Consider the following 22,337-nt stretch of genomic DNA (forward strand, 5'->3'; position numbering starts at 1 on the left):
GCACTCATGCAAACTTGCACAAGTGCATACTTCTGTCTGATGCGTCACACCGATGGCACCTCACACGACCTCGACTCCTGACACCCCCGCCTCCTGACGCCCGTGTCAGCGACGCCCGATCTCCTGGTCACCCGTCCGCCACCATCGATTCACCGTCACGCCATGGGCTGTGAACATCCGAGCCCTAACGTCCTCCACGGAACGCACAGCCCCGATGAAGGAGCAGAATGTCACCCGCACCGTCCCACCTGTCCCGAGGCGTCAGCCTCGCCGCCGCCGTCGCGCTCGGCGCCGCAGCTCTGGGCGCCTCAGCCCCGGCCCTCGCCGGCGTGGGTGCCCCCGCACCGGCCAGCGCCGATGCCGAACAGGGCCCCAAGAACGTCATCTATATGATCGGCGACGGCATGGGCTACAACCACCTGGCCGCGACCAACCTGTACGAGACCGGCCAGACCCGCTACCAGGTCGAGGGCGACGCCGACCCCGAGACTCTCGAGGAGCTCCCCGGCGAGGCGGTGCAGACCTACGAGGACTGGGACATGTTGGCCCTGAGCACCTACGCCGCCGGCGGAGAGTACGACCCGCAGGCAGCATGGTCCGACCACGACTGGGTGCAGACCGGCGCCACCGACTCCGCGGCGGCAGGAACCGCGATGGCCACCGGAGAGAAGACCAGCAACGGCACGATCGGGCTGGACGCCGACGGCGAGGTCGTCGAGAACCTCTCCGAACGGGCCATCGCCACCGGCCGCTCCGCCGGCGTCGTCTCCTCCGTCCCCTTCAGCCACGCCACCCCGGCCGCGTGGGCTGCGCACAATGAGTCGCGGAACAACTACCACGAGATCGCCGACGAGATGATCGACTCCGACCTGGACGTCATCTTCGGCGCCGGGCACCCTCACTACGACGACGACAGCAAGAAGCTCAAGGACCCCGAGTTCACCTACATCGCCGAAGAGGACTACGAGCGGCTCTCCGGCGGTGAGACGGAGTTCGAGTTCACGGACAAGGACTCCGACTTCGCCACGTACGCCCGTGGGAAGGCCCAGCACCTGCCGGAGCGCGCCTTCGGCATCGCGCAGGTCGCCTCCACCCTGCAGCACGGACGCTCCGGGGACTCACAGGAGCCCTATGACGTGAAGCAGAACACCGTGGTGGACCTGCCCACCATGTCCGAGGCCGCGCTGAACATCCTGAGCCAGAACGACGAGGGCTTCCACCTCATGGTCGAAGGTGGGGCCATCGACTGGGCTGGCCACGCCAACGACACCGCCCGGGACATCGAGGAGGTCCAGGACTTCAACGATGCCGTCGACGCCGTGGTCGAGTGGGTGGAGACCGAGTCCTCCTGGGAGGAGACCCTGGTGATCGTCACCGCCGACCACGAGACCGGATACCTGGCCGGCCCCGATCACCAACCCGGCTTCACCCCGATGACCGGGGAGGCCGGCCAACTGCCCGACCTGGGCTGGTACTCGGGCGACCACACCAACCAGGTGGTGCCGTTCTTCGTCCGCGGCGCCGGCTCGGAGGCGTTCTTCGAGGAGATCGTGGGCACCGATCCGGTGCGCGGGGACTACGTGGACAACACCGTGGTGGCCGACGTCCTGATGGACGGATTCTGGGCCGTCGAAGACTGAGCCCCCGCCCATACACAGAATGGCTCCGCGCTTTGGGCCCTTATGACGCGTGATCCGCGCTGAAAAGGGCCCAAAGCGCGGAGCCATCGCGTTCTTGAGGGGTCAGTAGTCCTCGAGGAGGCCTTCCATGAGCTCGATCTCCTCGGACTGATCCTCGATGACCTGCTCGGAGAGCTCAAGGGCCTCAGGGTTCTGGCCCTGCTCCAGGTGCTCCTCCGCCATCTCGACGGCACCCTCGTGGTGGAGGATCATGCCCTCCAGGAACAGCCGTTCGGCCTCCGCCCCCTCGGCATCGGTGAACTCCAGGAGCTGATCCTCGGTGAGCATGCCGTCGTGCCCGCCATGCGCCTCCGAGTCCCCGTGCCCGTCATGGCCGTCCTGGCCGTCTGTGGCGTGGCCGTCCGTGGCGTGGCCCTCGGCCTCGTGGTCGGCATGCTCGCCATCCTCCCAGGCCTCGAGCCAGGAGTTCATCTGCTCGATCTCGGGACCCTGCGCGGCCTTGATGTCCTCGGCCAGGCTCTCCAGCTCGGGATCGAGCCCTTCGTTCTCCAGCAGGATCTCGGACATCTCGATCGCCTGCTCGTGGTGGGCGATCATGCCCTGGGCGTAGTCGACGTCGGCGGCATTGTGGTCATCGGAGACAGCAGCATCGTCACGATCGGCGTCATGATCGGCGTCATGGCCGGCGTCGTGAGCCTCATCCTGCTCGACCTCCTGCTCGACTTCCTGGCCCTGCTCCTCCTGGGGCGCGGCATCTTCCCCAGAGTCGCAGGCGGTGAGGAGCAGCAGTCCGAGGGCAGCGACAGAGGTGGTTGCGGTCAGCGTGCGGCGGCGGGGCATGGTGATCCATCCTTTCGGGTGGGCGGCAGTGCATCGTTCCACCCGAGGACTCCGGCTCCAGAGAGCTTCGCCCTGTACTGAGAACCGCTCTCATCCTCAGGTGCGGCACCAGTGTACCCCATCGGGGTATGAGCATTCTGTTGACCCGATTCACCCCCACACACGGTGGCCCCGGAGGGATTGTCGGAATATCGCCACTGACGCGACGTTTAGCGACAATCCCTCCGGGGCCACCGGGGAAAGAGACCCTCAGAGCGCTCGGAGCCGGAACCTCAGTGTCCGCGCCTGGGGGCGCAGCATCGCGGTGGGCCACACATCCGGACCGCAGGCCCGCGAGCCCAGGCCGTGCTGGGCGGCATCCAGGTACAGATGCGTCACCGCGGACTCCGGCAGCTCATGCGGGTGCCCGGCGGCGGCGATCTCGTGGGCCGAGTGCCGGCTCAGCGTGAACCCAGGGCGCCGACCGGCGGCGTCCGGCTCGGCGATCACCTGCAGCCAGTCCTCACCGTTCCGGCGCAGCACCAGCTCCCGCAACCCGGGGCGATGACCCGACTCCTGAGGCCGCGCGTAGTCCACTGTGAGCTCGTCGATCCCCGCGCTGAACCGTCCCACGCGAACTGACCGGGCCGTGTCCGGGTAGGAGTCATGCGGGCCCAGGCCGAACCAGGACGCGCCGTCCACGTCTGCCGGCAGCTGCAGGTGCAGCCCCACGCGCGGCCAGACGTCCTGCCAGCCACGGTTCGGCACCACAGTCACCTCACACACCGCCTCGACGACGCCGTCCGCCGCCCGCTGGGCGGTCCAGGTCTCGGTGACGTCCAGGGCGGCGCGGCTCTGCGCGGCGGAGACCCGATGGCGCGCCGTCACCTCCTCCTCACCGGCGTCCACCGACACCACGCGGCGCACCAGCCGGTCGAGCCCGGCCTGCCGCCAGCGGTCCGCCGCCGAGACGTGCCGGGCCTCTCCCGCCAGGTAGTCGTCGGCGTCCACCGCATCGTAGCTGGGGAAGGACGCGCCTTCGTCGTTGTCGGTGGGGGCCCGCCACAGCTCCACCTCCGGGCCGACGACGGCGGCCCCGGCCAGCTCCCGCAGCCGGGGCCCCTCCAGCAGCGCCGGGGAGTCCGCGAGCGCCGCCGGAGCACCGCCCCGCTGCGGGATGCGCGGCGCCGGGTCCGGCAGCTCCCACTGGGCCCGGGCCACCACGTGGCCGGCCGGCGCCCAGGAGGTCTCCTCGGCCAGCTCGACGCTGAGGCTCAGGTGCAGCTCGCCCCACGGGGCCTCGCGGGGGGCGTCTCGGAGCACCTCGAGCTGGTCGCCCACACCGATCAGCGTCAGCAGACCCTCTCCTCCGGCCGGGACGGGGGCGCCGTCGTCGTCGGTCAGGGGCTGGACGCCGTCGGCCACCGGGCGGCCGTCGAGCTCCACGGCCCAGCGCAGCCGCAGGTCCGAGGTGTCGGCCGTGAAGCGCCGGCTGCGGATCCGCACCTGCCCCGCAGCGTGCGCCGCCTCCCCGGGCTCCAGCAGGATGGGCTGCTCGACGGCGGCGTACTCGGCCAGTCCTGGGGTGGGCGTGTGGTCGGAGAGGACCATGCCGTCCATGACGAAGTTCCCGTCGTGGACCACCTCGCCGAAGTCTCCGCCGTAGCCGAAATACTCCACACCGTCCGCCGTCGTGGTGCGGATGCCGTGGTCCCGCCATTCCCAGATGAACCCGCCGTGGAGGCGGTCGTAGCGGTCCACCAGCTCCCGGTAGGCGTCCAGCGCTCCGGGGCCGTTGCCCATGGCGTGGGCGTACTCGCAGTGGATGAACGGCTTGGACCGCTGCCGGGCGGACTCGGCGGTCGAGCAGCCCAGCAGCGGGCGGAGGTCGTCGTCGCGGGCGATGGACTCGGTCTCTGGGACCTTCGCGTACATGCGCGAGTACACGTCCGTGTAGGCCCCGGTGTAGTCGCCTTCGTAGTGGACGGGCCGTCCGGGGTCCCGGCGGTGCACCCATTCGGCCATGGCGGCGAGGTTCTCCCCCGTGCCGGACTCGTTGCCCAGGGACCAGAGCACGATCGAGGGATGGTTCTTGTCCCGCTCCACGGTGCGGCGGATCCGGTCCAGGTAGGCCTCCCGCCAGCGGGGGTCGTCGCTGGGGTTGTCCACCCAGCCGTCGGCCTCGAACCCGTGGGTCTCCAGGTCGCACTCCAGCACCACCCAGAGGCCGTATTCGTCCGCGAGGTCCAGCAGCTTCGGATGCGGCGGGTAGTGGCTGGTGCGGATGGCATTGACGTTGTGGCGCTTCATCAGCGCCAGGTCCTCGCGGGCGTGGTCCTCGTCGAAGACCCTGCCCCGGTCCGGGTGGGTCTCGTGGCGGTTCATCCCGGAGAACACCACAGGCCTGCCGTTGACCAGCAGCCGGTCGCCGTCGATCTCCACCCGGCGGAACCCGGTGCGCAGCGTCAGGGTCTCGGAGGCGGAGGAGACCAGGACGTCGTAGAGCACCGGCTCCTCCGGGGACCAGGGCCGCACCTGCGCCTGCTCGCCCACCTCCTCACCCCCGACGACGACGGCGGCCACCTCCTCGGGGGCCTGCCATCGGACGTCCACCGCCAGCTCAGGGATCTGCAGGCGCACCGGATAGGCCGAAGGATCCGCCGTGATCTCGGGGATGACGATCCCCCGGCCGGTGGCCGGGTCACAGTCTGAGGTGAGCCAGACGTCGTCGATGCCGCCGGCGGGCCGATGCAGCAGGGTGACCTCGCGGAAGATGCCGGGCATCCACCACTGGTCCTGGTCCTCCAGGTAGCTGCCGGCGGAGAACTGCACCACCCGCACCGCCACCGTGTTGGTGCCGGCGACGACGGCGTCGGTGACGTCGAACTCATGGGCCAGCCGGGAGCCGAAGGCCTCCCCGATCCGATGCCCGTTCACCCAGAGCTGCAGGAAGGACTCCACCCCGTCGAAGCGAAGCAGCACTCGGCCGGTGTCCAGCCAGCTCTGCGGGACCTCGATCTGCCGACGGTGGTCGCCGGTGGGATTCTCGTCGGGCACATGGGGCGGCTCCACCGGGAAGGGGTACTGCACATTGGTGTAGGCGGGACTGCCGTACCGGCCGTCGAGCACCCAGTGGCAGGGCAGCTCGAGGGTGTCCCAGCCGGCGTCGTCATAGTCCGGGGCGGCGAAGGCCTCCGGCTCCTCCTCCCCCAGCACACCGTGTCCACCAGGGGTCCCCGGCACGGCGGGAGAGAGGCGGAACCGCCAGGGACCGCTGAGGTCCCGTCTCTCGGCGTCGCTGGCCTCCACCAGCCAGGACCGCGGAGCCTCCAGGGCACCGGCGCCGGGCCGGTACGAGACGTGGTCCACGGGAGCGGACACCGGGGTGGACATCGGGGCAGAGGTCACTTCACAGCACCTTCCGTCAGGCCGCCGCGCCAGAAGCGCTGCAGCACGATCATGGCCAGGGCCAGCGGGATGATGGACAGCAGCACCCCGCCGGTGGTCAGTTCGTAGAACTCGGGCAGCCGGTCGGTCTGGCTGCGCCAATGGTTGAGCCCCAGGGTGATGGGGAAGAGCCGCTCGTCGGTGAGCATGACCAGCGGCAGGAAGTAGTTGTTCCAGATCCCGACCAGCTGGAAGAGGAACACCGTCACCAGCGCCGGGGTCATGATCCGCAGGCCGAGGACGTGGAAGATGCGGATCTCCCCCACCCCGTCCAGCCGCGCCGCCTCGATCAGCGAGGTGTCCACGGTGGCGTCGGCGTAGATGCGGCACAGGAACAGGCCGAACGGCGAGACCAGGGAGGGGATCAGCACGCTCCAGTAGGTGTTGACCATGCCCAGCTGGCTGAACAGCAGGAACAGCGGCAGCGCAGTGGCGGTGCCGGGCACCAGCACTCCGCCGAGCACGAGGCCGAAGATGAGGTTCCGGCCGCGGAACATGTACTTCGACAGGGCGTAGCCGGCCGCGGCGGCCAGGTAGGTGGCGATCAGCGAGCCCACGCCGGCGTAGAGCAGCGAGTTGCCCAGCCAGCGGAGGAAGACGCCGCCGTCGTAGCTGAGCACCTGGCTCAGGTTGCTGAGCAGGGCGATGTTCTCGGCGAAGAGGAACCCGTGGGTGCCGAAGAGGTCGTCGGTGGTCTTCGACGCCGCCACGATCACCCAGTACACGGGCACCAGGAAGTACAGGGCCACGATGGTCAGCACCCCGGTGACGATGATCGTCCGGGCCGCGCGGGCGCGGCCGCCCGGCACGACGGTGCCGCGGGGCTGCTCAGCGCGGGCGCCCTGCGGAGGGGGCCCGACGTCGGCTTCGTGGGCCTTCGCGGCGGCGGTCTCGGCGGTGCTGGCGGCCGGGGTCATCGCGAGCTCCTGTTCGTCAGCCGGAGGAAGGCGAAGGACAGCACGAACGCCACCAGGGCGATCAGCACCGCCTGGGCGGCGGCGACCGTGTAGTCGTTGTAGGCGAACGCGGTGGTGTATGCCGACAGGTTGGGCGTGTACTGGGAGTCGATGGTCGGCGCCACCTGGGCCAGCAGCTGCGGCTCGGCGAAGAGCTGCAGGGTCCCGATGATGGAGAAGACGGTGGTCAGCACCAGGGCGGGGCGGATCAGCGGCAGCTGGATGCTGAACGCCAGGCGGGCGGGCCCGGCGCCGTCCACGCGCGCGGCCTCGTAGAGCTCGGGCGGGATCGCCTTGAGCTGAGCGATGATGATCAGCATGTTGTAGCCGGTGTAGGTCCAGGTCACGATGTTCGCGATGGACCACAGCACGGTGCCCGCACCCAGGAAGTCGATCTCCAGTCCGAACCAGGCATGGGCGGTGTCGACGATGGGGCTCAGCCCCGGGACGTAGAGGAAGGACCACAGGATGGTGGCCAACACCCCGGGCACGCCGTAGGGCATGAAATAGGCCGCTCGGAAGAAGCCCGGCCAGCGGGCCGAGGCCGACTCCAGCAGCAGCGCCAGCACGGTGGCCAGGGTGATCATGATCGGCACCTGCACCACGCCGAAGAGCAGCATCCGTCCGATGGAGGCGATGAACTGCCCGTCGGCCAGGGCCAGCCGGTAGTTCTCGAACCAGGCGAAAGTGCTGGTGACCCCTTCCTCGCCGAAGAGTCCCTCCCGCTCCACCAGGGTGAAGCTCTGCCCGAGCGCCATGAGGATCGGCAGCACGAAGGTGAAGAGGAACAGCAGCAGGAACGGGGTGACCAGGATCCACGGCGCCACCGCCGTGGGGCTCGGACGCCTCCTGACACCCGATCGGGCGACGTCGGGGGCCGCCGTCGTCGTGGTGGGTGTGCTCATCGTTCTGCCCTCCGGATGGTCAGCCCCTTGGTCGCGAAGACCTCCATGGTGCTCTGCTCGGCACGGACGACGGCGTCCACCAGGGAGGCGCCGCGGGCCTTGCCGCGGAACTCGTCGGCGAGGATGTTGAAGGTCTGCTGCGTGATGGGCCACCACTGCCAGTCCCCGTTCTGATCACCTGCGGCGGGCTCGAAGACCTCGGTGTTGTAGTGCTGCCCGCCGAAGAACTCGCTGGACCCCTCCCGCGGCGTCCCGATGTGATCGGGGTTCGTGGACCAGCCGATGCCGCTGTTCTCGATCAGCGCGTCGATGCCCTCCGGGCTGGAGTTGAGCCAGACGGCGAACTCCATGGCCTCATGGGGGTGGGCGCTGTTGGCCAGCACGGCGGTGGAGGAGCCGCCCAGATGCGAGGAGCCGTACCCGGTGGGCCAGGTGGGCAGCGGGGCGACCCGCCACCGTCCTTCGGCCCCGGAGACGCCGGAGAGCAGGGCGTCGCCCCAGCTCGCGGAGGCCAGGGAGACGATCTGGTCGTTCGCGGCGGCGGCGAACCAGCCGGGGCTGTAAGGCTGATGCTGGGTGGTGACCAGGCCGTCGTCGACGATCTCGTCGAAGAACCGGGCCACCTCCAGGGTGCGCTCCCCGGCCATGTCGATGACCCAGCCGTCCTCCTCCGCCTGGAACCAGGTGGCTCCGGCCTGCATGGCATGAGCGGTGAACACGGAGGTGTCCGCCAGCGGGAAGGAGTCCATATACATGCCCGCCTGGCGGACCTCGGCGGCGACCTCGGCCCACTGCTCCCAGGTCTGCGGCGGCTCCGCGCCGACCTCCTCCAGCAGGTCGGGGCGGTAATACATGGCAGTGGGACCGGAGTCCTGAGGGATCCCATAGACGCCGCCGGCGAAGCTCACCTGCCCCCAGAGGGTGGGGTCGAAGCGGCCCTCGTGCTGTGCCACGTCATAGCGGCTGAGGTCCACCAGCCCGTTGACCATCAGGAACTCGGGGATGGTGCGCATCTCCACCTGGGCCAGATCGGGCCCGGCACCGGCGGCGAGCGCGCTGTAGAGCTTCTGGTACCCGCCGTCGTTGCCGCCGGGTATCCAGGCGATCTCCACCTGGATGTGGGGGTTCTGGGCGTTCCAGATGTCGGCCACCCGCTGAAGGTCCTTCAGCCACGCCCAGTAGGTGAGGGTGACGGTCTCCCCTGCTCCGGCCGGCGGGCGGGTGGGCTCGGCGTTGACGGAGGTGGTGCCGGGCACCGCACATCCGGACAGCGCCAGCGCTCCGGCACCCAGACCGAGGCCGAGACCGCCGCGGAGCAGCTGACGGCGGGAGAGCGATGTCATCAGCGGTCACCTCACAGTGCTTCAGGGGATCGAGCCGTCAGGGAACAGTGCCGTCAGGGAACAGTGCCGTCAGGCAGTGACGCCGGCCGGCCGGCCCTGGACAGTCGCCTCCACAACCCCACGATTCCAACAGGACTGAACATTCCCGACCAACTATCAACGCTCAGAATCGCTGTGTCAAGCGTCACAGCACACGCGTCACGGCGCGCCGCCCGACGGTCCCTGGTGGCACACTGGAGGCATGCGCATCGCCCTGCTGCAGGACACCGCCGTCCCGCTCGACATCGACCACAACCTGGGCCTGATCTCCGACGCCGCCCAGCGTGCGCGCGCCGCCGGCGCCGAGCTGCTGGTCACCCCGGAGCTCTTCGCCACCGGGTACGCTCCGGCGCTGATCCGCGCCTCGGTGACGCCGGAGGCTGTGCTCGACGCCCGCGAGCGCCTCACCACCATCGCCCGCGAGGCGGGGATCGCGCTGGTGCACAGCCTCCCCGGCGACGGCCCGGCCGAGGCCCGGCCCATCCAGGGCACCCTGGTCTCCCCCGACGGCGAGACCCTGGCCGTCCACACCAAGATCCACCTCTTCGGGCCCGAGGAGAGGGCCGCATTCGTCCCCGGGGAGGGCGCCCCTCCGGTGGCGGAGCTCGGCGGTCTGACGCTGGGGCTGGTGGTCTGCTACGACGTCGAGTTTCCGGAGACGGTGCGCGAGCTCGCCCGGCGCGGCGCCGACGTCGTACTGGTCCCCACTGCCCTGGCCGGGGGCTTCGCCGGGGTCACCGGCACGCTGATCCCGGCCCGCGCCCTGGAGAACCAGCTCACCGTGGCCTACACGAACCACGCCGGGATGGAGGACGGGCTGCTCTTCGACGGCGCCAGCGTGGTCGCCGGACCCGACGGCGTGGTGCTCGCCTCCGCGGGTGCAGGACCTGAGCTGCTGATCGTCGAGGTCGGCCCCGCCCAGGGGGGACGCTCTCCCGAGGAGGCGCCGGAGGGACCCTGGTACCTGCGGGACCGCCGCCCGGAGCTCTACCGGCGCTGGGCGGATCACTGAGTGCAGCGCCGAGTGAAGCGCTGAGTGAAGCGCTGAGTGAAGCGCTGAGCGGAACACCCGGGGGAGCCGCCGGGCGGAGCGGATGACGGATCATCCGGATGATCCTTCTTCAGGATGATGCCCTCCGCCGACCCGTCCGGAAGGATGAGGGCCATGGACATCCTCGCCCTCGCTGACCTGACCCACGCCGGCGCCGCCGTCGCCGACACCGCCGTCCCCATGGTCCCGGAGGACAGCTTCTACGGCCGACTCCAGGCGTGGACGATGGCGCTGCACCCGGCCTGGCAGTGGCTGGGCATCATCCTCATCGCCGCGATCCCCATGGTGGAGTCCTACGGCGGCGGGTTCCTGGGCGTGCTCGCCGGGATCCACCCGGCCGTGGCCATCGTCGCCGCCGTCGTCGGGAACATGCTCTCCCTGGCTCTGGTCGTCTACGCGGCGCACTGGGTGCGCGGCTCGGTGCTGAAGAAGCGCGACCCGGAGGCGGCCGAGACCAAGAAGACCGCCAAGCGTGAGCGGGTGATGCGGATCTTCAACCGCTTCGGCGTGCCGGGGGTCTCCATCTTGGGGCCGCTGGCCCTGCCCTCCCAGGTGACCGCGCCGCTGATGGTCTCGCTGGGCGCCTCCCGGCAGGCGGTCATGCTGTGGATGCTGGTCTCCGTCATCCTCTGGGGTGCGGGCTTCGGCCTGCTGGGCCTGGGCTTCCTGCAGCTGATCACCTGAACGAGGCGATCAGCTGAGCGGACCCTGGCCCCGCCTCACTGCTGCTCCTCGTCCCGCGGGTAGCGCTGCCGCTCGCGGGTCCCCTGCGTGAGGTTGCGCAGGTCCGAATCGGCGTCGAAGTTGGAGCCGATCGCCCCGGCGAAGGTCCCCAGGGAGGCCGCCAGCCACGCGATGTCCCGATAGTTGGAGAAGGCCGCCTCCACCTGCAGGCTCTCGGCCATGTACCCGGGCTCGATGAGCACCAGGGAGATCACCAGCACCCCGAGATAGAGCAGCGCGTACAGCGAGAGCACGCTGACCAGCAGGCTGATCACGGTCGAGGTGTTGTACATCAGCGCCAGGCGTTTGCCCCCGACGGCGGAGGGCCGGTCCCACAGTCGGTTCCGGGAGATCAGCCACAGCACCAGGAAGATGACCCCGGCGCAGGAGATGACCGCCAGCCGCCAGCCCGGCAGGCTGATCGCCATGTCCCAGATGGAGTCGTAGAAGATGCCGAAGGCGCCGGTGGCGCAGGCCGCCGCGAAGACGCCGGAGAGCCGCGGCAGGGACAGCAGCGGCTCGTTGTTCGCCACCATGCCCAGGGTCATCCAGACCCGACCCGGCAGCGAGTGCTTCGGCGTGATGTAGGCCCGCTGGCCCTCCCGGCCCTCCTCCAGCCGGACGCCGTGGCCGCCCTTGGCACGGGCCTCCTCCAGGGACCGGTGGGCCAGGGCCTCCACCGCTCGGTCCGCCTCGCGGCGCAGCGAGTGCATGACGGCCACCGGCCCCAGGCTGGCCATGGAGATCACCGCGAGCTGACTCTCGAAGTCGAGCTCCACGCTCTTGGTCAGCCCGGCCTGCAGCCGGGGGATCTCGGTGACGACGATCGTGATCTCACTGCCGTCCTCCTCCGCCCAACGGATGACCTCGTCCAGGTCCAAGGTGCCGTCGGAGCGCAGCGGCAGCAGCAGCTGCTGGTGGGTGATCTCATGGTCCTCACCCCAGGGCGTGCGCCCTTCGATGAGTCTGCGCACGTGCATCGAGGTGCGACCCGGGTCCGAGTAGATCGCCAGGGTCGGCTTCTCCTCTGCCTCGGCCGAGGGCTCGGCCTCGTGCTGCGTGCGCTGACCCTGATTGGACGTCTCCTGCTGCCCGCGCTGGTCCTGTCCGCCCTGATCCTCCGCGTCACGTGCTGAGACTCCCTCGGGGGTCTGCTCGGCCATGCTCGCCTCCCTGTGGTGGTGCGCCGCCGTCGTGTCCGCGCCCGTCAGCCGGGCACGACTACGAGCCTAGCGAGTGCCGGCAGCGATGTCGCCGCTCCGGCACCATCAGCGTCACCGACCGAGCGCCTCGAGCACCAGCGGCCTGACCTTCGCCCCGTAGAGCTCCACGGCCTGCATCATGTGCTCATGCGCCAGGGACCCGTTGCCGTACTTCATGCCGAAGCGGGAGGCACCGAGCAGCCGCACGGTCTTCACGATCTTGGCCGCCACGGTCTCCGGAGAGCCGACGTAGAGCGACCCGTGCTCGACCTCCTGGTCGAACTGGTCACGCCCCGGGCGGCCGGTGCCCCAGCCGCGCTCGGCGCCGAGCTTCTCCATGGAGTCCGCCCAGGAGGGGTAGAAGGTGTCACGCGCCTGCTGGTCGGTCTCGGCCACGAAGCCGTGCGAGTGCACGGCGATGCGCCGCGGACCCTCCTGCCCGAACTCGCGCAGGGCCTTGTGGTAGAGCTCCACCAGCGGGGCGAACCGCCCGGGCGCGCCGCCGATGATGGCCAGCTCCAGCCCGGCGCCCAGGCGCGCGGCCCGCACCACCGAGGCCGGGGTCCCACCCACGGCCACCCAGGTGGGCAGGCCGAACTCGTGATCGGTGGTGGGGAACACCCGCTGCGCCTTCAGCCCCGATCGGGTGGCGCCGCTCCAGGTGACCGGACCCTCCGAGCGCAGGGCGGTGAACAGCTCGGCCTTCTCCTCGAAGAGCGTCTCGTAGTCGGACAGGTCGTAGCCGAACAAGGGATAGGACTCGATGAACGATCCCCGCCCCAGGGACACCTCGGCCCGGCCTCCGGTGAGCCCGTCGATCGTGGCGAAGCGCTGATAGACACGCACCGGATCGTCAGAGGACAGCACGGTCACCGCGGAGATGAGCTTCATCCGCTCCGTGACGGCACCGATGGCGGACAGGACCACGTCCGGTGCGGAGATCGCGTAGTCGGGACGGTGGTGCTCACCGACACCGAAGACGTCGACGCCGACCGAGTCGGCCAACCGCGCCTCGGCCAGGACATTGCGCAGCACCTCAGGCTGGGAGAGCCGACGGGTGCCGTCGGGACTCTCGGTGACGTCGCCGAAGGTATGCAGTCCCAGTTCGACATGAGGCGCCTGCCGCTCGGTGGAGCGGTCGGGGCCGCCGACGTCGGCGCTGGCCTGGAGGTCGCTGCGGGGAGTGTTCGAGGTGGTCATGGCAGGCACAACCACAGGAGCCGCACCTCCATTCCTCAAAATTTGAAATTCATACTCGAACGCCTCGCCAGACGCACGAATCGCTGTTCCAGGGTCCGAGCAGGTACAGTGGGAATCCTTGCGAACCTCTCATGGGTTCCCTGCGTCGCCAGGACGCCTCGCCCTCTGGAGCCATCACGGTCCACGGCCGAAGAAGCCTCTCTCTAGCGGCGAACGAGAGCACCGACCGGTGCTCCCGCCCCCTCAGCCAGAGCTGCCGCTCGCCGTCCTCCGGACCGCAGGGCCGCCGCCGTCTGGCGCCATGAAAGGCCCCGACACCGCTTTGTCACACACCACGTTCACTGACCTCGGCGTGCCCGCCCCCCTCGTGCGGTCGCTGGCAGCCGAAGGCAAGTTCACCGCCTTCCCCATCCAGCAGGACACCCTGCCCGACACCCTGGCCGGGCGCGACGTGCTCGGCCGCGGCAAGACCGGCTCCGGCAAGACGCTGGCCTTCTCCATCCCGATGATCGCCCGCCTGGGCACCGACGACGCCGCCTCCCGCCGCCGTCCGCGCCGCCCCCGTGGACTGGTGCTGGCCCCCACCCGGGAACTGGCCACCCAGATCGACGCCGTGCTGCAGCCCCTGGCCGCCGCCTACGGGATGCGCACCACCACCATCTACGGCGGCATCAGCCAGAAGCGCCAGGTCGACGCGCTCAACGCCGGCGTCGACGTCGTCGTCGCCTGCCCCGGCCGCCTGGAGGATCTCCTGCAGCAGCAGGCCCTGAGCCTCGAGGCCGTCGAGGTCACCGTGCTGGACGAGGCCGACCACATGGCCGACCTCGGCTTCCTGCCCGGCGTGACCCGCATCCTGAAGAAGACCCCCGAGCACGGCCAGCGGATGTTCTTCTCCGCCACGCTGGACAACGGCGTGGACAAGCTGGTCCGCCAGTTCCTGCACAACCAGATCCTCCACTCCGTGGACGACCCCACCTCGCACGTCTCCGCGATGACCCACCACGTCTTCGAGGTCGACCCCGACGAGAAGAAGGACCTGGTGCGCACCCTGGCCTCCGGCACGGGCAAGCGCATCCTGTTCACCCGCACCAAGCACCAGGCCAAGAAGCTCGCCAAGCAGCTGACCGGCCAGGGCATCCCGGCCGTGGACCTGCACGGCAACCTCTCCCAGAACCAGCGCGACCGGAACCTGGCCGCCTTCGGCCAGGGCGGCGTCCAGGTGCTGGTGGCCACCGACGTCGCCGCCCGCGGCGTGCACGTGGACGGCATCGAGCTGGTGGTCCACGTGGACCCGCCGGCCGAGCACAAGGCGTACCTGCACCGCTCCGGCCGCACCGCCCGCGCCGGCAGCGCCGGCGACGTGGCCACCGTGATGCTGCCCGAACAGCGCCGGGACACCCAGACGCTGCTGAAGAAGGCCGCCATCAAGGTCACCCCGCAGCGGGTGTCCCCGGACTCCGAGGCCGTGGCCGAGCTGGTCGGCGAGATCGCCGCCCCCGTGCAGCCGGCGCTTGCCCCGCAGGGCGGACGCGGCGGCCAGGGCGGACGCGGCGGCCAGGGCGGACGCGGCCGACAGAACGGACGTGGCGGCCAGGGTGGACGTGGCGGCCAGCAGGCTCGCTCCGGAGCACGGGACTCGGGCGGACGCAGCTCGGGCGGACGGGGACGCTCCGGCGCCCAGTCCGGACCCTCGCACGCCTCCCCTCAGGAGTCGCGCCCCGCCCAGGGCGCCCGACGCCAGGCCGAGGCCGACCCCAGCTCCCAGCCGACCAGCCGCCGTCGTGGTCCGCGCCGGGCCACCGCACCCAGCGGTGCCCCCAGCTCCCGCTGATCTCCCACATCCGTTGACCCCGGAGGGCTGGTCGCTAAACCTCGCTTCAGTGCGTGGATTCCGACCATCGTTCCGGGGTCAACTCTGTTCACCCTCACTTCATGCGCGCCGCCGCACGTCGAACACTCTCGGTGAGGCGGTCCAGCGCCGGCGTCCCGGTGGTCCAGCGCTGCCAGTGCAGATGCGCCTCGGTGGGTCCGATCTCCTGGACCACCAGCAGATCCGGATGCTCACCCTCCATCACCCCGGGCGGCATCATCCCCTCCGGGATCATCCCCCAGCCCAGCCCGTGGGCGACGGCGGCATTGTAGGCCTCCACCGACGGGATCAGATGCGTCACCCGCGGGGTGACGCCCAACCGGCGCAGCCCGCTGCGCTGCAGCGAGTCCCGGATGCTGTAGTCCACCTGCGGGACGCGCTCCCAGTCGACGACGCCGTCGGAACGCCGATGCCGGTCCAGCAGCTCTCCACTGGCCACCGGCCAATACCGCATGGTCCCCAGCGCGGTGGACCGGCAGCCGGAGACCGGCACCGGAGTCTCGGCCACCGCGGCCACCACCGTGCCGTTGCGCAGCAGCTCATGGGAGTGCTCCTGGTCCTCGGCGTGCACATGGAGCTCGACGTCGTCCCAGGTGGCGGCCTCCTGCAGCACCCGCTGGAACCAGGTGAACAGCGAGTCCGCGTTCACCGCCACCGAGAGCGTCACCACCTCGGCGGCCTCCCCGCGGAAGCCCAGACTGCGCCGGGCCTCGTCCTCCAGCAGCATCATCTGCCGAGCCGTGCGCAGCAGCACCGCCCCGGCGTCGGTGGTGCGCACCGGGATGGTGCGGGTCAGCAGCACCTGCCCGACCTCCCGTTCCAACGCCTTGATCCGCTGGGAGAAGGCGGAGCCGGAGATCCCCAGCAGCGCCGAGGCCGCCTCGAAGGTGCCCTCGTCCACGGCCAGCACGAAGGCCCGAAGATGATCGGTATTCATAGACGTCGATGATACGCGTCACATCTGAAGGACCCCTTCAGATGATGAAGAATCATGCGCTGGTGCGGATGCCTGATTCCCAGGAGCATGGTCACCATGACCGTGCTGCTGACTGGATTCCTCACCTGCCTCGCCCTCATCGTCGCGATCGGCCCGCAGAGCGCCTGGCTGCTGCGCCAGGGCCTGCTGCGCGATCGCGTGGGCCTGGCGGTGCTGTGCTGCGTGGTCGGCGACCTGCTGCTGATCGGCCTCGGCACCGCCGGGGTGGGGGCGGTCCTGGAGCACGCTCCCTGGCTGCTGCAGGTGCTGCGCTGGGCCGGGGTGGCCTACCTGCTGTGGTTCGCCTGGCGGTCCTTCGCCTCGGCGGCCACGGCCCGCACAGGCCTGGACAGCGACGACGTCGGCCAGCCTGACGCCGAGCGGTCCGCCGGCCGGGTCCCGGGCGGGCACGGCACCGGCGAGCACGGCGGCACCTCCTCAGAGCCGGCCACGACCACCGCGACGTTGCCGCGCGTGGAGCGGAAGGCGCAGAAGGGGCGCACACGCCGCCGCGCCCGTCCGCTGAGCACCGTGGGCGCCGTCGTCGGGACCGGCCTGACGGTGAGCGTGCTGAACCCGCACGCTTGGGTGGACACCATGGTGGTGCTGGGCACCATGGCCAACTCCTTCGGCGCGGAGAAGTGGTTCTTCGCCGCCGGCGCGCTGGGCGCCTCGTGCCTGTGGTTCACCCTGCTGGGCTACGGCGGCTCCGCCCTGGCCGGGCTGCTGAACCGGCCGCGCACCTGGCAGGTCATCGACGCCGGCGTCGGCGTGACCATGCTGGTGGTGGCGGGCCTGCTGGCCTTCGGCGGCTGATCATCGCCGCGGCGGCACGAACTCCTCCCGCAGCTCCTGCGGCAGCCGCTCCACGGCGAACCGGATGCTCACCCGCTGCAGGCGGCTCGCCTGCTCTCGCAGAAACGCGACGAGCCTGTCCTGATCCACCTTCCCGACCTCCCGCAGCGCCGTGCCGATCGGCTGGGCGACCCGCTCCGAGGTGTCCGCCGCCAGACGCTCGGCCAGATGCAGGGCGTCGTCGCAGTCTCCCTGGCGGACCATCCAGAACGTGGCGGTGACGGCGGTCCGGCGGCGCATCGGGTCCGGTGAGTCGGCCAGCGCGACCAGCTGGGCGCGACGAGCCTCCGGTGGGTGGTCCAGAGAAAGGTGGGCGCCGATCACCCGCGGCGCCGCCCGGTCCACCAGGTCCCAGACCACGAGCTGGTCGTGGTGGTCCAGGTAGATGCCCGCCAGCTCGGCACGCTCTTGCGCCGTCAGCCGACGGCGGGCTCGGAAGTCCAGGATGCTGATCCCCACCATCCGGCGTTCGTAGTCGGGACAGGTGAGCAGCTGCGGAACCAGGTCGCCGACGGGCTGCCTTTGGCGCTCCACCCGGGCCGCGAGGTCGAAGACGTGCTTCATCCGCACCCCGACGATCTCCAGCTCTTCGGGGACGCGGCGCCGAGTCTTCTCCCGCTCCTCATACTCGGCGAGCTGCTGCAGCTCCGTCAGGATCTCCTCGACGTCGTGGCTCATGCGCTCCTCCTCACCCATGCTCGCGCAGCGCCGCCTGCGCGGCGTGATAGCCGTTCATGCCGTGGGCCCCTCCTCCGGGCGGGGTGGACGAGGAACCGAGCCACACACCCTCGACCCCGGTGCTGTAGGGGTCCCAGCGCAGGGCCGGTCGGGCCACGAACTGGCGAAGTGTGGGCATGCCGCCGCTGATCGCCCCGCCCACCAGGTTGGCGTCGAAGGCCTCCAGATCCTGAGGCGTCCAGACCGTCCGGGCGCGCACCGCCTCCCGGAACCCGGGCGCGGCGGCGGCGATCTCGGCGTCGATCATCGACGCCGCCCGGTCTGCGGCTCCCCCGGCCAGGCCGTGTGGGACGTGGGCGTAGGCCCACGCCACCGTCTGCCCCGCCGGCGCGCGGGACGGGTCCGCCGCGGACGGCTGGGCGAGCAGCACATAGGGCCGTCCGGGCAGCACACCGCGCGCAGCGGCGGCCTCGGCGGCGCCGATCTGTGCATGGGATCCGCCCAGGTGCACGGTCCCCGCGCGTGCCACCTCCGGGTCCCGCCAGGGGATGGGCCCGTTGATCAGATAGTCGATCTTCACGATCGCCGGCCCGTACGTCCAGCGGCTCAGGGCGCGCCGGTACCGGACCGGCAGCTCCAGTCCCTCGAGACGCAGCAGCTGGGCGGGCGTCAGGTCCGCGATGACGACGTCGGCCGGCTCCTCCGCGACGACGGCGCGGCCGGCACCGCTGCCGGAGCGGCGCCCGCTGATCCGGTGGGCGGCCCGGTGGCGTCCGGGGATCTGCCGGACGCCGGTGACCTCGAACTCGGTTTCGATCCGCCCGCCGGCAGCATGCAGCACCGAGACCAGCGCATCGACGATGCCCTGGGACCCTCCACGGGCCACGGGCCAGCCGGTGCCGTGTCCGGCCGCACTGAAGAGCACCCCGAACGCGGCGGTCAGCGGATGCGAGAACGGGACCGTGGAGTGGGCGGCCATGCCCGCGAAGAGCGCCCGGGCGCGCGGGGTGCGGAAGCATCGGGCGGCGACGTCGGCGGGCCAGGCGCCGACGAGCCCGAGCCGGGCCAGGGCGCCGATCCGGGTGAGCGCGGAGTCGCCGCCGAGGTGCTGCAGGGTCTGGACCGCCGGGGCCATGGCGGCGCGCCGCACCTCCTCCCAATGGGCGGCCACCGGCCCGATGATCCGGCGCCAGGCGTCGTGGTCCACACCGAGCTCGGCGGCGGTCTGCTCCAGGGAGCTGTGCAGCAGGGCCGGCGGCTCGTCGTCGAGGACGTGGGCGGCCTGGATGCCCGGCTGCATCCATTCCAGCCCGTGGGCGGTCAGATCCAGCTCCTCGAAGGCCGGGGACCCGACACCGAAGGGGTGCACGCTGGCGCCGAGGTCGCTGACCACACCCGGGCCCAGCAGCTCGGCCGAGCGCAGCGCTCCGCCGGGCTCGTCGGCGGCCTCATAGACGGTGACCTCCCAGCCGGCGCGGGCCAGCACGCAGGCCGCGGTCAGCCCATTGGGTCCGGAGCCGACGACGGCGGCACGGCGCGCGCCACGACGTGCGGCCATCTCAGGCGCCCGCCTCTGGCTGACCGGCCGCCGGGCGCACGGAGACCGGGGTGCCTCCGGTGATCCTCAGCAGCTCCTCGCAGGTGGTTCGGAAGACCGTGCGGGGGTGACCTGCCGCGGCCCAGATCTCCTCGTGCTCGGCCAGCATGGTGTCCACGAAGGTCGGCACCGGTGCCGGGTGGCCCACCGGTGCGACACCCCCGATGGTCTGACCCGTGGCCTGCTTCACCCGGTCCTTCGGGGCGCGGCTGATCGTGCCGCCGAGCCGCTCCCCCAGCCAGTCGGTGTCCACCCGGTGCGCCCCGGAGGTCATCACCAGGATGGGGACCTCGTCGCGCAGGAAGACCAGCGAGTTGGCGATCTGGCCGATGTCGATGCCCAGGGCGTCGGCGGCGGCCTGCGCCGTGGTGACGGCGTCGTCGAACCACCGGACCTCCGGGGTGACGCCGAGCCGCGTCAGCTCGGCGGTGACCCGGTCCACCGCGGGGTGGGGGCGCGCCGTCGCGCCAGCCGGAGTCTCGGACGGAGTCTGTGCCATGGCTCCAGACTAGTCCCGGCCGGTGACGCCTTCCATCAGCGCAGCCGCACCAGCCCCAGCCGTACCACTGCCAGCCTCAGGGGATGTAGGCCGGCGGACGGTTCTGCATCGCGGCCCGGTTGACCCCGGCGATGTCCCACGCGGTGTCCCGCGGGGAGACGCCGGCCCGGTCGGCCTCGGCGAGCAGCCGGGCCACCTTGGCCCGCATCTCCAGGTGCAGTCGCTGGAAGGAGTCCTCCGGGTCGGTGCCGACCTCCCCGAACAGCATCCACCAGGCCCAGGCGGCGGCGCCGGTGTTGGCCACCACGTCCGGGATGACCATCACCCCGCGGCGGGCCAGCAGCTCCTCAGCCTCCCGGGTGACGCCGGTGTTGGCGGCCTCCACGATCACTGAGGCGACGACGTCCTGCGCGTTCTCCGGCCGCACCGCATAGGAGATCGCGGCCGGGACGAAGATGTCCGCGTCGGTGGCCAGCACCGCCTCGCGCGGCAGCTGGGTGACATGGGCGGGGACCCCGGCCCGGTCGATGACCCCGTAGTCGTCCCGCAGGTCCAGCAGGGCGGGGACGTCGAGTCCGGAGGGGTCGTAGAGGGTGCCCTGGACGTCGGCCAGGGCCACCACACGCACGCCGGCACCGTGCAGGTAGTAGGCAGCAGCCCCGCCCATCGTGCCCACACCTTGGACGGCGACGTCGGTGGTGGCGCGGTTCCAGCCACGGTGCTGCACCACGCCCAGGCAGGCCTCGGCCACGCCGTAGCCGCCGATCACGTCACCCAGGATGCAGCCGTCGTCGGTGCGGATCTCCAGGCCCGCACGCACCCGCTGCAGGGTGGCCTGAGGATCCGTGGACCGCTGGATGGCGGCGTGGAAGCTCTGACCGAGCCCGACGGCGGCGAAGGCCTCGTCGATGCGCTGCTGGGTGACCCCCAGGTCCTCGGCGGTGACCCAGTGCGCGTCCAGCCACGGCTTCATCTCGGCGAAGAAGCGGGCCAGCACCTCCGGGGCGCGCGGGTCGGTGGGGTCGAAGTCGATGCCGCCCTTGGCTCCGCCGACCGGCAGCCCGAACACCGCGGTCTTGGCGGACATGCCACGCGCCAGGTCCTCCACCTCGTGGAGCGTGCACCCCTTGCGCATCCGGGTGCCGCCGGTGGCGAGGCCGCCGACCAGCGAGTGGACCACCAGGTGGCCCTGCGCCCCGGTGACGGGGTCGGTCCAGTGGATCCTGCGATACGGCTCGGTGTCCCGCGGCGCCTGCTCGACGCCGAGGCCGAGGACGTCCTGCCCATCATCTGCGGGGGTCTGCCACCGCGTGTCGAGAGTCACCACGATCACCTCCAGATCTACGGATGTTGTGGCGTCAAGTGGCCGCCGTCCGGCGGTCCTGCACCAGTACTCTCACTGTGGGCCCCCGGGCATGCCGGGGTCTATAGCCTGACCATGCGGGTTCATGCACAGGACCTTGCAGCTTTTGTGAACTGGGACGGTCACCCCTCCTCAGCACGCCATGGCCCAGGGCCGCAGAGGGGTCCTGAATAGGGGTCGCGCAGGTACGCTGACCGCATGGAGCTGTCACTGCGTCGACTTCGGATGCTGCGCGAGCTGCAGCGGCGTGGGACGGTCACCGGGGTGGCGGCGAGTCTGCACTACAGCCCCTCGGCCGTCTCCCAGCAGCTGGCGCAGCTGGAACGTGAGGTGGGGGCCTCGCTGTTCGAGCGCCTCGGCCGCCGGATCAGACTCACCGAGCTGGGGGCGGTGCTGGCCGAGCACGCCGAGGACATCCTGGGCGCCGTCGAGGATGCCGAGATGGCGCTGGAACAGGCCCAGGGCGGCGTGACCTCGCGCCTGCGGGTGGGCGTGTGGGCCTCGGTGGCCTCGGGCCTGCTGCCGACCGCGCTGACCCGCCTGACCGAGGAGCACCCCGGCATCGAGGTGCGCACGGTGGAGCTGCCTCCGGAGGCCACGGCGAGCGCGGTGCTGGACGGCAGCCTGGACCTGTCCTTCGTGATCGAGTACTCCGACTACGCCCTGCCCTGGGATCCGGGGCTGGTCCGGGACGTCATCGCGGTGGAGCGCCTGCATGCGGCGGTCACCTCGGGCGCGACGCCGGAGTCTCCGGTCTCGCTGGCCGCCTTCGCCGACCACCCCTGGGTGCTGGCGGGGCCGACGTCCCATTTCGGGCGGGCCATCCGCATCGCCTGCCGGCGCCATGGCTTCGAACCGCGCATCGTCCACCAGGTGGAGGAGCAGACCACGGCCCTGGCGATGGTGGCCGGGGGCCTGGGGGTCACGCTGGTCTCGGACCTGGTCCTGGACTCGGTGCCCGACGGCGTCGACGTCGTACCGCTGACCGAGCCGGTGCTGCGTACCGTGTCGATCGCTCACCGCAGCACCGCCCAGACCCGACGCTCCCTCGAACTGGTGATCGACGCCGTCCGGGCCTCGGCCGCCGAACGCGGTCTGGCCGCCGGGTCACCGGTGCCGTGACCCGGCCCCTTCTCCTGGCGCCGGGAGACAGGCCCGGCCGGTGCTCTAGAGT

At 71.0% G+C, this 22,337-nt stretch carries 18 protein-coding genes; 6 read left to right on the forward strand and 12 right to left on the reverse strand.

From position 1 onward, the window contains the following. Positions 1 to 227 precede the first annotated feature (227 nt). Positions 228 to 1,640 carry an alkaline phosphatase gene (locus SD455_RS02050; RefSeq protein ID WP_445507095.1) on the forward strand — a complete coding sequence of 471 codons (1,413 nt, stop codon included), beginning with the start codon at positions 228 to 230 and terminating at the stop codon, positions 1,638 to 1,640. Between the two features lie 102 nt (positions 1,641 to 1,742). On the opposite strand, the gene SD455_RS02055 is transcribed toward SD455_RS02050, so the two are convergent. The 5 genes from SD455_RS02055 to SD455_RS02075 all read right to left on the reverse strand — a co-directional run bounded on the left by SD455_RS02055 (position 1,743) and on the right by SD455_RS02075 (position 9,110). Then, the gene (locus tag SD455_RS02055) at positions 1,743 to 2,480 is read right to left on the reverse strand and encodes a DUF305 domain-containing protein (RefSeq protein WP_445507096.1); all 738 of its coding nucleotides are present in this window, start codon (positions 2,478 to 2,480) and stop codon (positions 1,743 to 1,745) included. Between the two features lie 249 nt (positions 2,481 to 2,729). Continuing rightward, positions 2,730 to 5,852, reverse strand: a complete 3,123-nt coding sequence (locus SD455_RS02060) for a glycoside hydrolase family 2 TIM barrel-domain containing protein (RefSeq protein WP_445507121.1) — start codon at positions 5,850 to 5,852, stop codon at positions 2,730 to 2,732. An 11-nt stretch (positions 5,853 to 5,863) separates the two neighbouring features. Next, on the reverse strand, positions 5,864 to 6,823 hold the full coding sequence (locus SD455_RS02065) for a carbohydrate ABC transporter permease (protein WP_445507097.1): 960 nt from the start codon (positions 6,821 to 6,823) through the stop codon (positions 5,864 to 5,866). Beyond that, entirely contained in the window at positions 6,820 to 7,767 is a 948-nt protein-coding gene (locus SD455_RS02070) for a carbohydrate ABC transporter permease (protein WP_070158518.1), read from the reverse strand. Before SD455_RS02070 ends, SD455_RS02065 begins: the two co-directional genes overlap by 4 nt. Further along, positions 7,764 to 9,110, reverse strand: a complete 1,347-nt coding sequence (locus tag SD455_RS02075; protein WP_445507098.1) for an extracellular solute-binding protein — start codon at positions 9,108 to 9,110, stop codon at positions 7,764 to 7,766. The genes SD455_RS02070 and SD455_RS02075 overlap by 4 nt, the downstream gene beginning before the upstream one ends. A 241-nt stretch (positions 9,111 to 9,351) precedes the next feature. Here SD455_RS02075 and SD455_RS02080 point away from each other — a divergent pair, with 241 nt between their 5' ends. Continuing rightward, a complete protein-coding gene (locus tag SD455_RS02080) occupies positions 9,352 to 10,161 on the forward strand; it encodes a nitrilase-related carbon-nitrogen hydrolase (RefSeq protein ID WP_445507099.1) in 810 nt (269 codons plus the stop codon). Between the two features lie 153 nt (positions 10,162 to 10,314). Further along, complete coding sequence (locus tag SD455_RS02085) at positions 10,315 to 10,884, forward strand: hypothetical protein (RefSeq protein ID WP_237090234.1); 570 nt, start codon at positions 10,315 to 10,317, stop codon at positions 10,882 to 10,884. A gap of 35 nt (positions 10,885 to 10,919) precedes the next feature. On the opposite strand, the gene SD455_RS02090 is transcribed toward SD455_RS02085, so the two are convergent. Next, positions 10,920 to 12,086 carry an oligosaccharide repeat unit polymerase gene (locus SD455_RS02090; protein ID WP_083277219.1) on the reverse strand — a complete coding sequence of 389 codons (1,167 nt, stop codon included), beginning with the start codon at positions 12,084 to 12,086 and terminating at the stop codon, positions 10,920 to 10,922. Between the two features lie 111 nt (positions 12,087 to 12,197). Then, positions 12,198 to 13,325, reverse strand: coding sequence for an Atu2307/SP_0267 family LLM class monooxygenase (locus SD455_RS02095; RefSeq protein ID WP_083277218.1), 1,128 nt, complete (start codon positions 13,323 to 13,325; stop codon positions 12,198 to 12,200). A gap of 322 nt (positions 13,326 to 13,647) precedes the next feature. On the opposite strand from SD455_RS02095, the gene SD455_RS02100 reads away from it, so the two are divergent. Continuing rightward, on the forward strand, positions 13,648 to 15,156 hold the full coding sequence (locus SD455_RS02100; RefSeq protein ID WP_445507122.1) for a DEAD/DEAH box helicase: 1,509 nt from the start codon (positions 13,648 to 13,650) through the stop codon (positions 15,154 to 15,156). 94 nt (positions 15,157 to 15,250) lie between these two features. Here the strand turns inward: SD455_RS02100 and SD455_RS02105 are convergent, their stop codons facing one another. After that, positions 15,251 to 16,132 (reverse strand): ArgP/LysG family DNA-binding transcriptional regulator, encoded by an 882-nt coding sequence (locus tag SD455_RS02105; protein ID WP_070159454.1) that lies wholly within the window; start codon positions 16,130 to 16,132, stop codon positions 15,251 to 15,253. 96 nt (positions 16,133 to 16,228) lie between these two features. Between SD455_RS02105 and SD455_RS02110 the strand changes: the two genes are divergently transcribed. Beyond that, a complete protein-coding gene (locus SD455_RS02110; protein WP_445507100.1) occupies positions 16,229 to 16,987 on the forward strand; it encodes a LysE/ArgO family amino acid transporter in 759 nt (252 codons plus the stop codon). Here the strand turns inward: SD455_RS02110 and SD455_RS02115 are convergent, their stop codons facing one another. From SD455_RS02115 to SD455_RS02130, 4 genes are all read right to left on the reverse strand, one after another. Continuing rightward, positions 16,988 to 17,704: a DNA alkylation repair protein gene (locus SD455_RS02115; protein WP_070159452.1), complete on the reverse strand. Its 717-nt coding sequence runs from the start codon at positions 17,702 to 17,704 to the stop codon at positions 16,988 to 16,990. It lies immediately after the preceding gene. Between the two features lie 10 nt (positions 17,705 to 17,714). After that, positions 17,715 to 19,262 (reverse strand): phytoene desaturase family protein, encoded by a 1,548-nt coding sequence (locus SD455_RS02120; RefSeq protein WP_445507101.1) that lies wholly within the window; start codon positions 19,260 to 19,262, stop codon positions 17,715 to 17,717. A gap of 1 nt (position 19,263) precedes the next feature. Further along, entirely contained in the window at positions 19,264 to 19,800 is a 537-nt protein-coding gene (locus SD455_RS02125; protein WP_085437727.1) for a YbaK/EbsC family protein, read from the reverse strand. A 76-nt stretch (positions 19,801 to 19,876) separates the two neighbouring features. Beyond that, a complete protein-coding gene (locus SD455_RS02130; RefSeq protein ID WP_083277440.1) occupies positions 19,877 to 21,124 on the reverse strand; it encodes a Glu/Leu/Phe/Val dehydrogenase dimerization domain-containing protein in 1,248 nt (415 codons plus the stop codon). Between the two features lie 237 nt (positions 21,125 to 21,361). Here SD455_RS02130 and SD455_RS02135 point away from each other — a divergent pair, with 237 nt between their 5' ends. Next, positions 21,362 to 22,285, forward strand: coding sequence for a LysR family transcriptional regulator (locus SD455_RS02135; RefSeq protein WP_070159547.1), 924 nt, complete (start codon positions 21,362 to 21,364; stop codon positions 22,283 to 22,285). Positions 22,286 to 22,337: the final 52 nt, after the last annotated feature.

This window comes from Nesterenkonia sp. K-15-9-6, from assembly GCF_052656005.1.

What these genes read in the sequence shown, in the direction of transcription:
- SD455_RS02095 (WP_083277218.1), bottom strand. Translation starts at nt 13,325, where the DNA reads ATGACCACCTCGAACACTCCCCGCAGCGACCTCCAGGCCAGCGCCGAC.
- SD455_RS02110 (WP_445507100.1), top strand. Translation starts at nt 16,229, where the DNA reads ATGACCGTGCTGCTGACTGGATTCCTCACCTGCCTCGCCCTCATCGTC.
- SD455_RS02060 (WP_445507121.1), bottom strand. Translation starts at nt 5,852, where the DNA reads ATGTCCACCCCGGTGTCCGCTCCCGTGGACCACGTCTCGTACCGGCCC.
- SD455_RS02050 (WP_445507095.1), top strand. Translation starts at nt 228, where the DNA reads ATGTCACCCGCACCGTCCCACCTGTCCCGAGGCGTCAGCCTCGCCGCC.
- SD455_RS02070 (WP_070158518.1), bottom strand. Translation starts at nt 7,767, where the DNA reads ATGAGCACACCCACCACGACGACGGCGGCCCCCGACGTCGCCCGATCG.
- SD455_RS02090 (WP_083277219.1), bottom strand. Translation starts at nt 12,086, where the DNA reads ATGGCCGAGCAGACCCCCGAGGGAGTCTCAGCACGTGACGCGGAGGAT.
- SD455_RS02105 (WP_070159454.1), bottom strand. Translation starts at nt 16,132, where the DNA reads ATGAATACCGATCATCTTCGGGCCTTCGTGCTGGCCGTGGACGAGGGC.
- SD455_RS02055 (WP_445507096.1), bottom strand. Translation starts at nt 2,480, where the DNA reads ATGCCCCGCCGCCGCACGCTGACCGCAACCACCTCTGTCGCTGCCCTC.
- SD455_RS02120 (WP_445507101.1), bottom strand. Translation starts at nt 19,262, where the DNA reads ATGGCCGCACGTCGTGGCGCGCGCCGTGCCGCCGTCGTCGGCTCCGGA.
- SD455_RS02115 (WP_070159452.1), bottom strand. Translation starts at nt 17,704, where the DNA reads ATGAGCCACGACGTCGAGGAGATCCTGACGGAGCTGCAGCAGCTCGCC.
- SD455_RS02135 (WP_070159547.1), top strand. Translation starts at nt 21,362, where the DNA reads ATGGAGCTGTCACTGCGTCGACTTCGGATGCTGCGCGAGCTGCAGCGG.
- SD455_RS02065 (WP_445507097.1), bottom strand. Translation starts at nt 6,823, where the DNA reads ATGACCCCGGCCGCCAGCACCGCCGAGACCGCCGCCGCGAAGGCCCAC.
- SD455_RS02080 (WP_445507099.1), top strand. Translation starts at nt 9,352, where the DNA reads ATGCGCATCGCCCTGCTGCAGGACACCGCCGTCCCGCTCGACATCGAC.
- SD455_RS02075 (WP_445507098.1), bottom strand. Translation starts at nt 9,110, where the DNA reads ATGACATCGCTCTCCCGCCGTCAGCTGCTCCGCGGCGGTCTCGGCCTC.
- SD455_RS02125 (WP_085437727.1), bottom strand. Translation starts at nt 19,800, where the DNA reads ATGGCACAGACTCCGTCCGAGACTCCGGCTGGCGCGACGGCGCGCCCC.
- SD455_RS02085 (WP_237090234.1), top strand. Translation starts at nt 10,315, where the DNA reads ATGGACATCCTCGCCCTCGCTGACCTGACCCACGCCGGCGCCGCCGTC.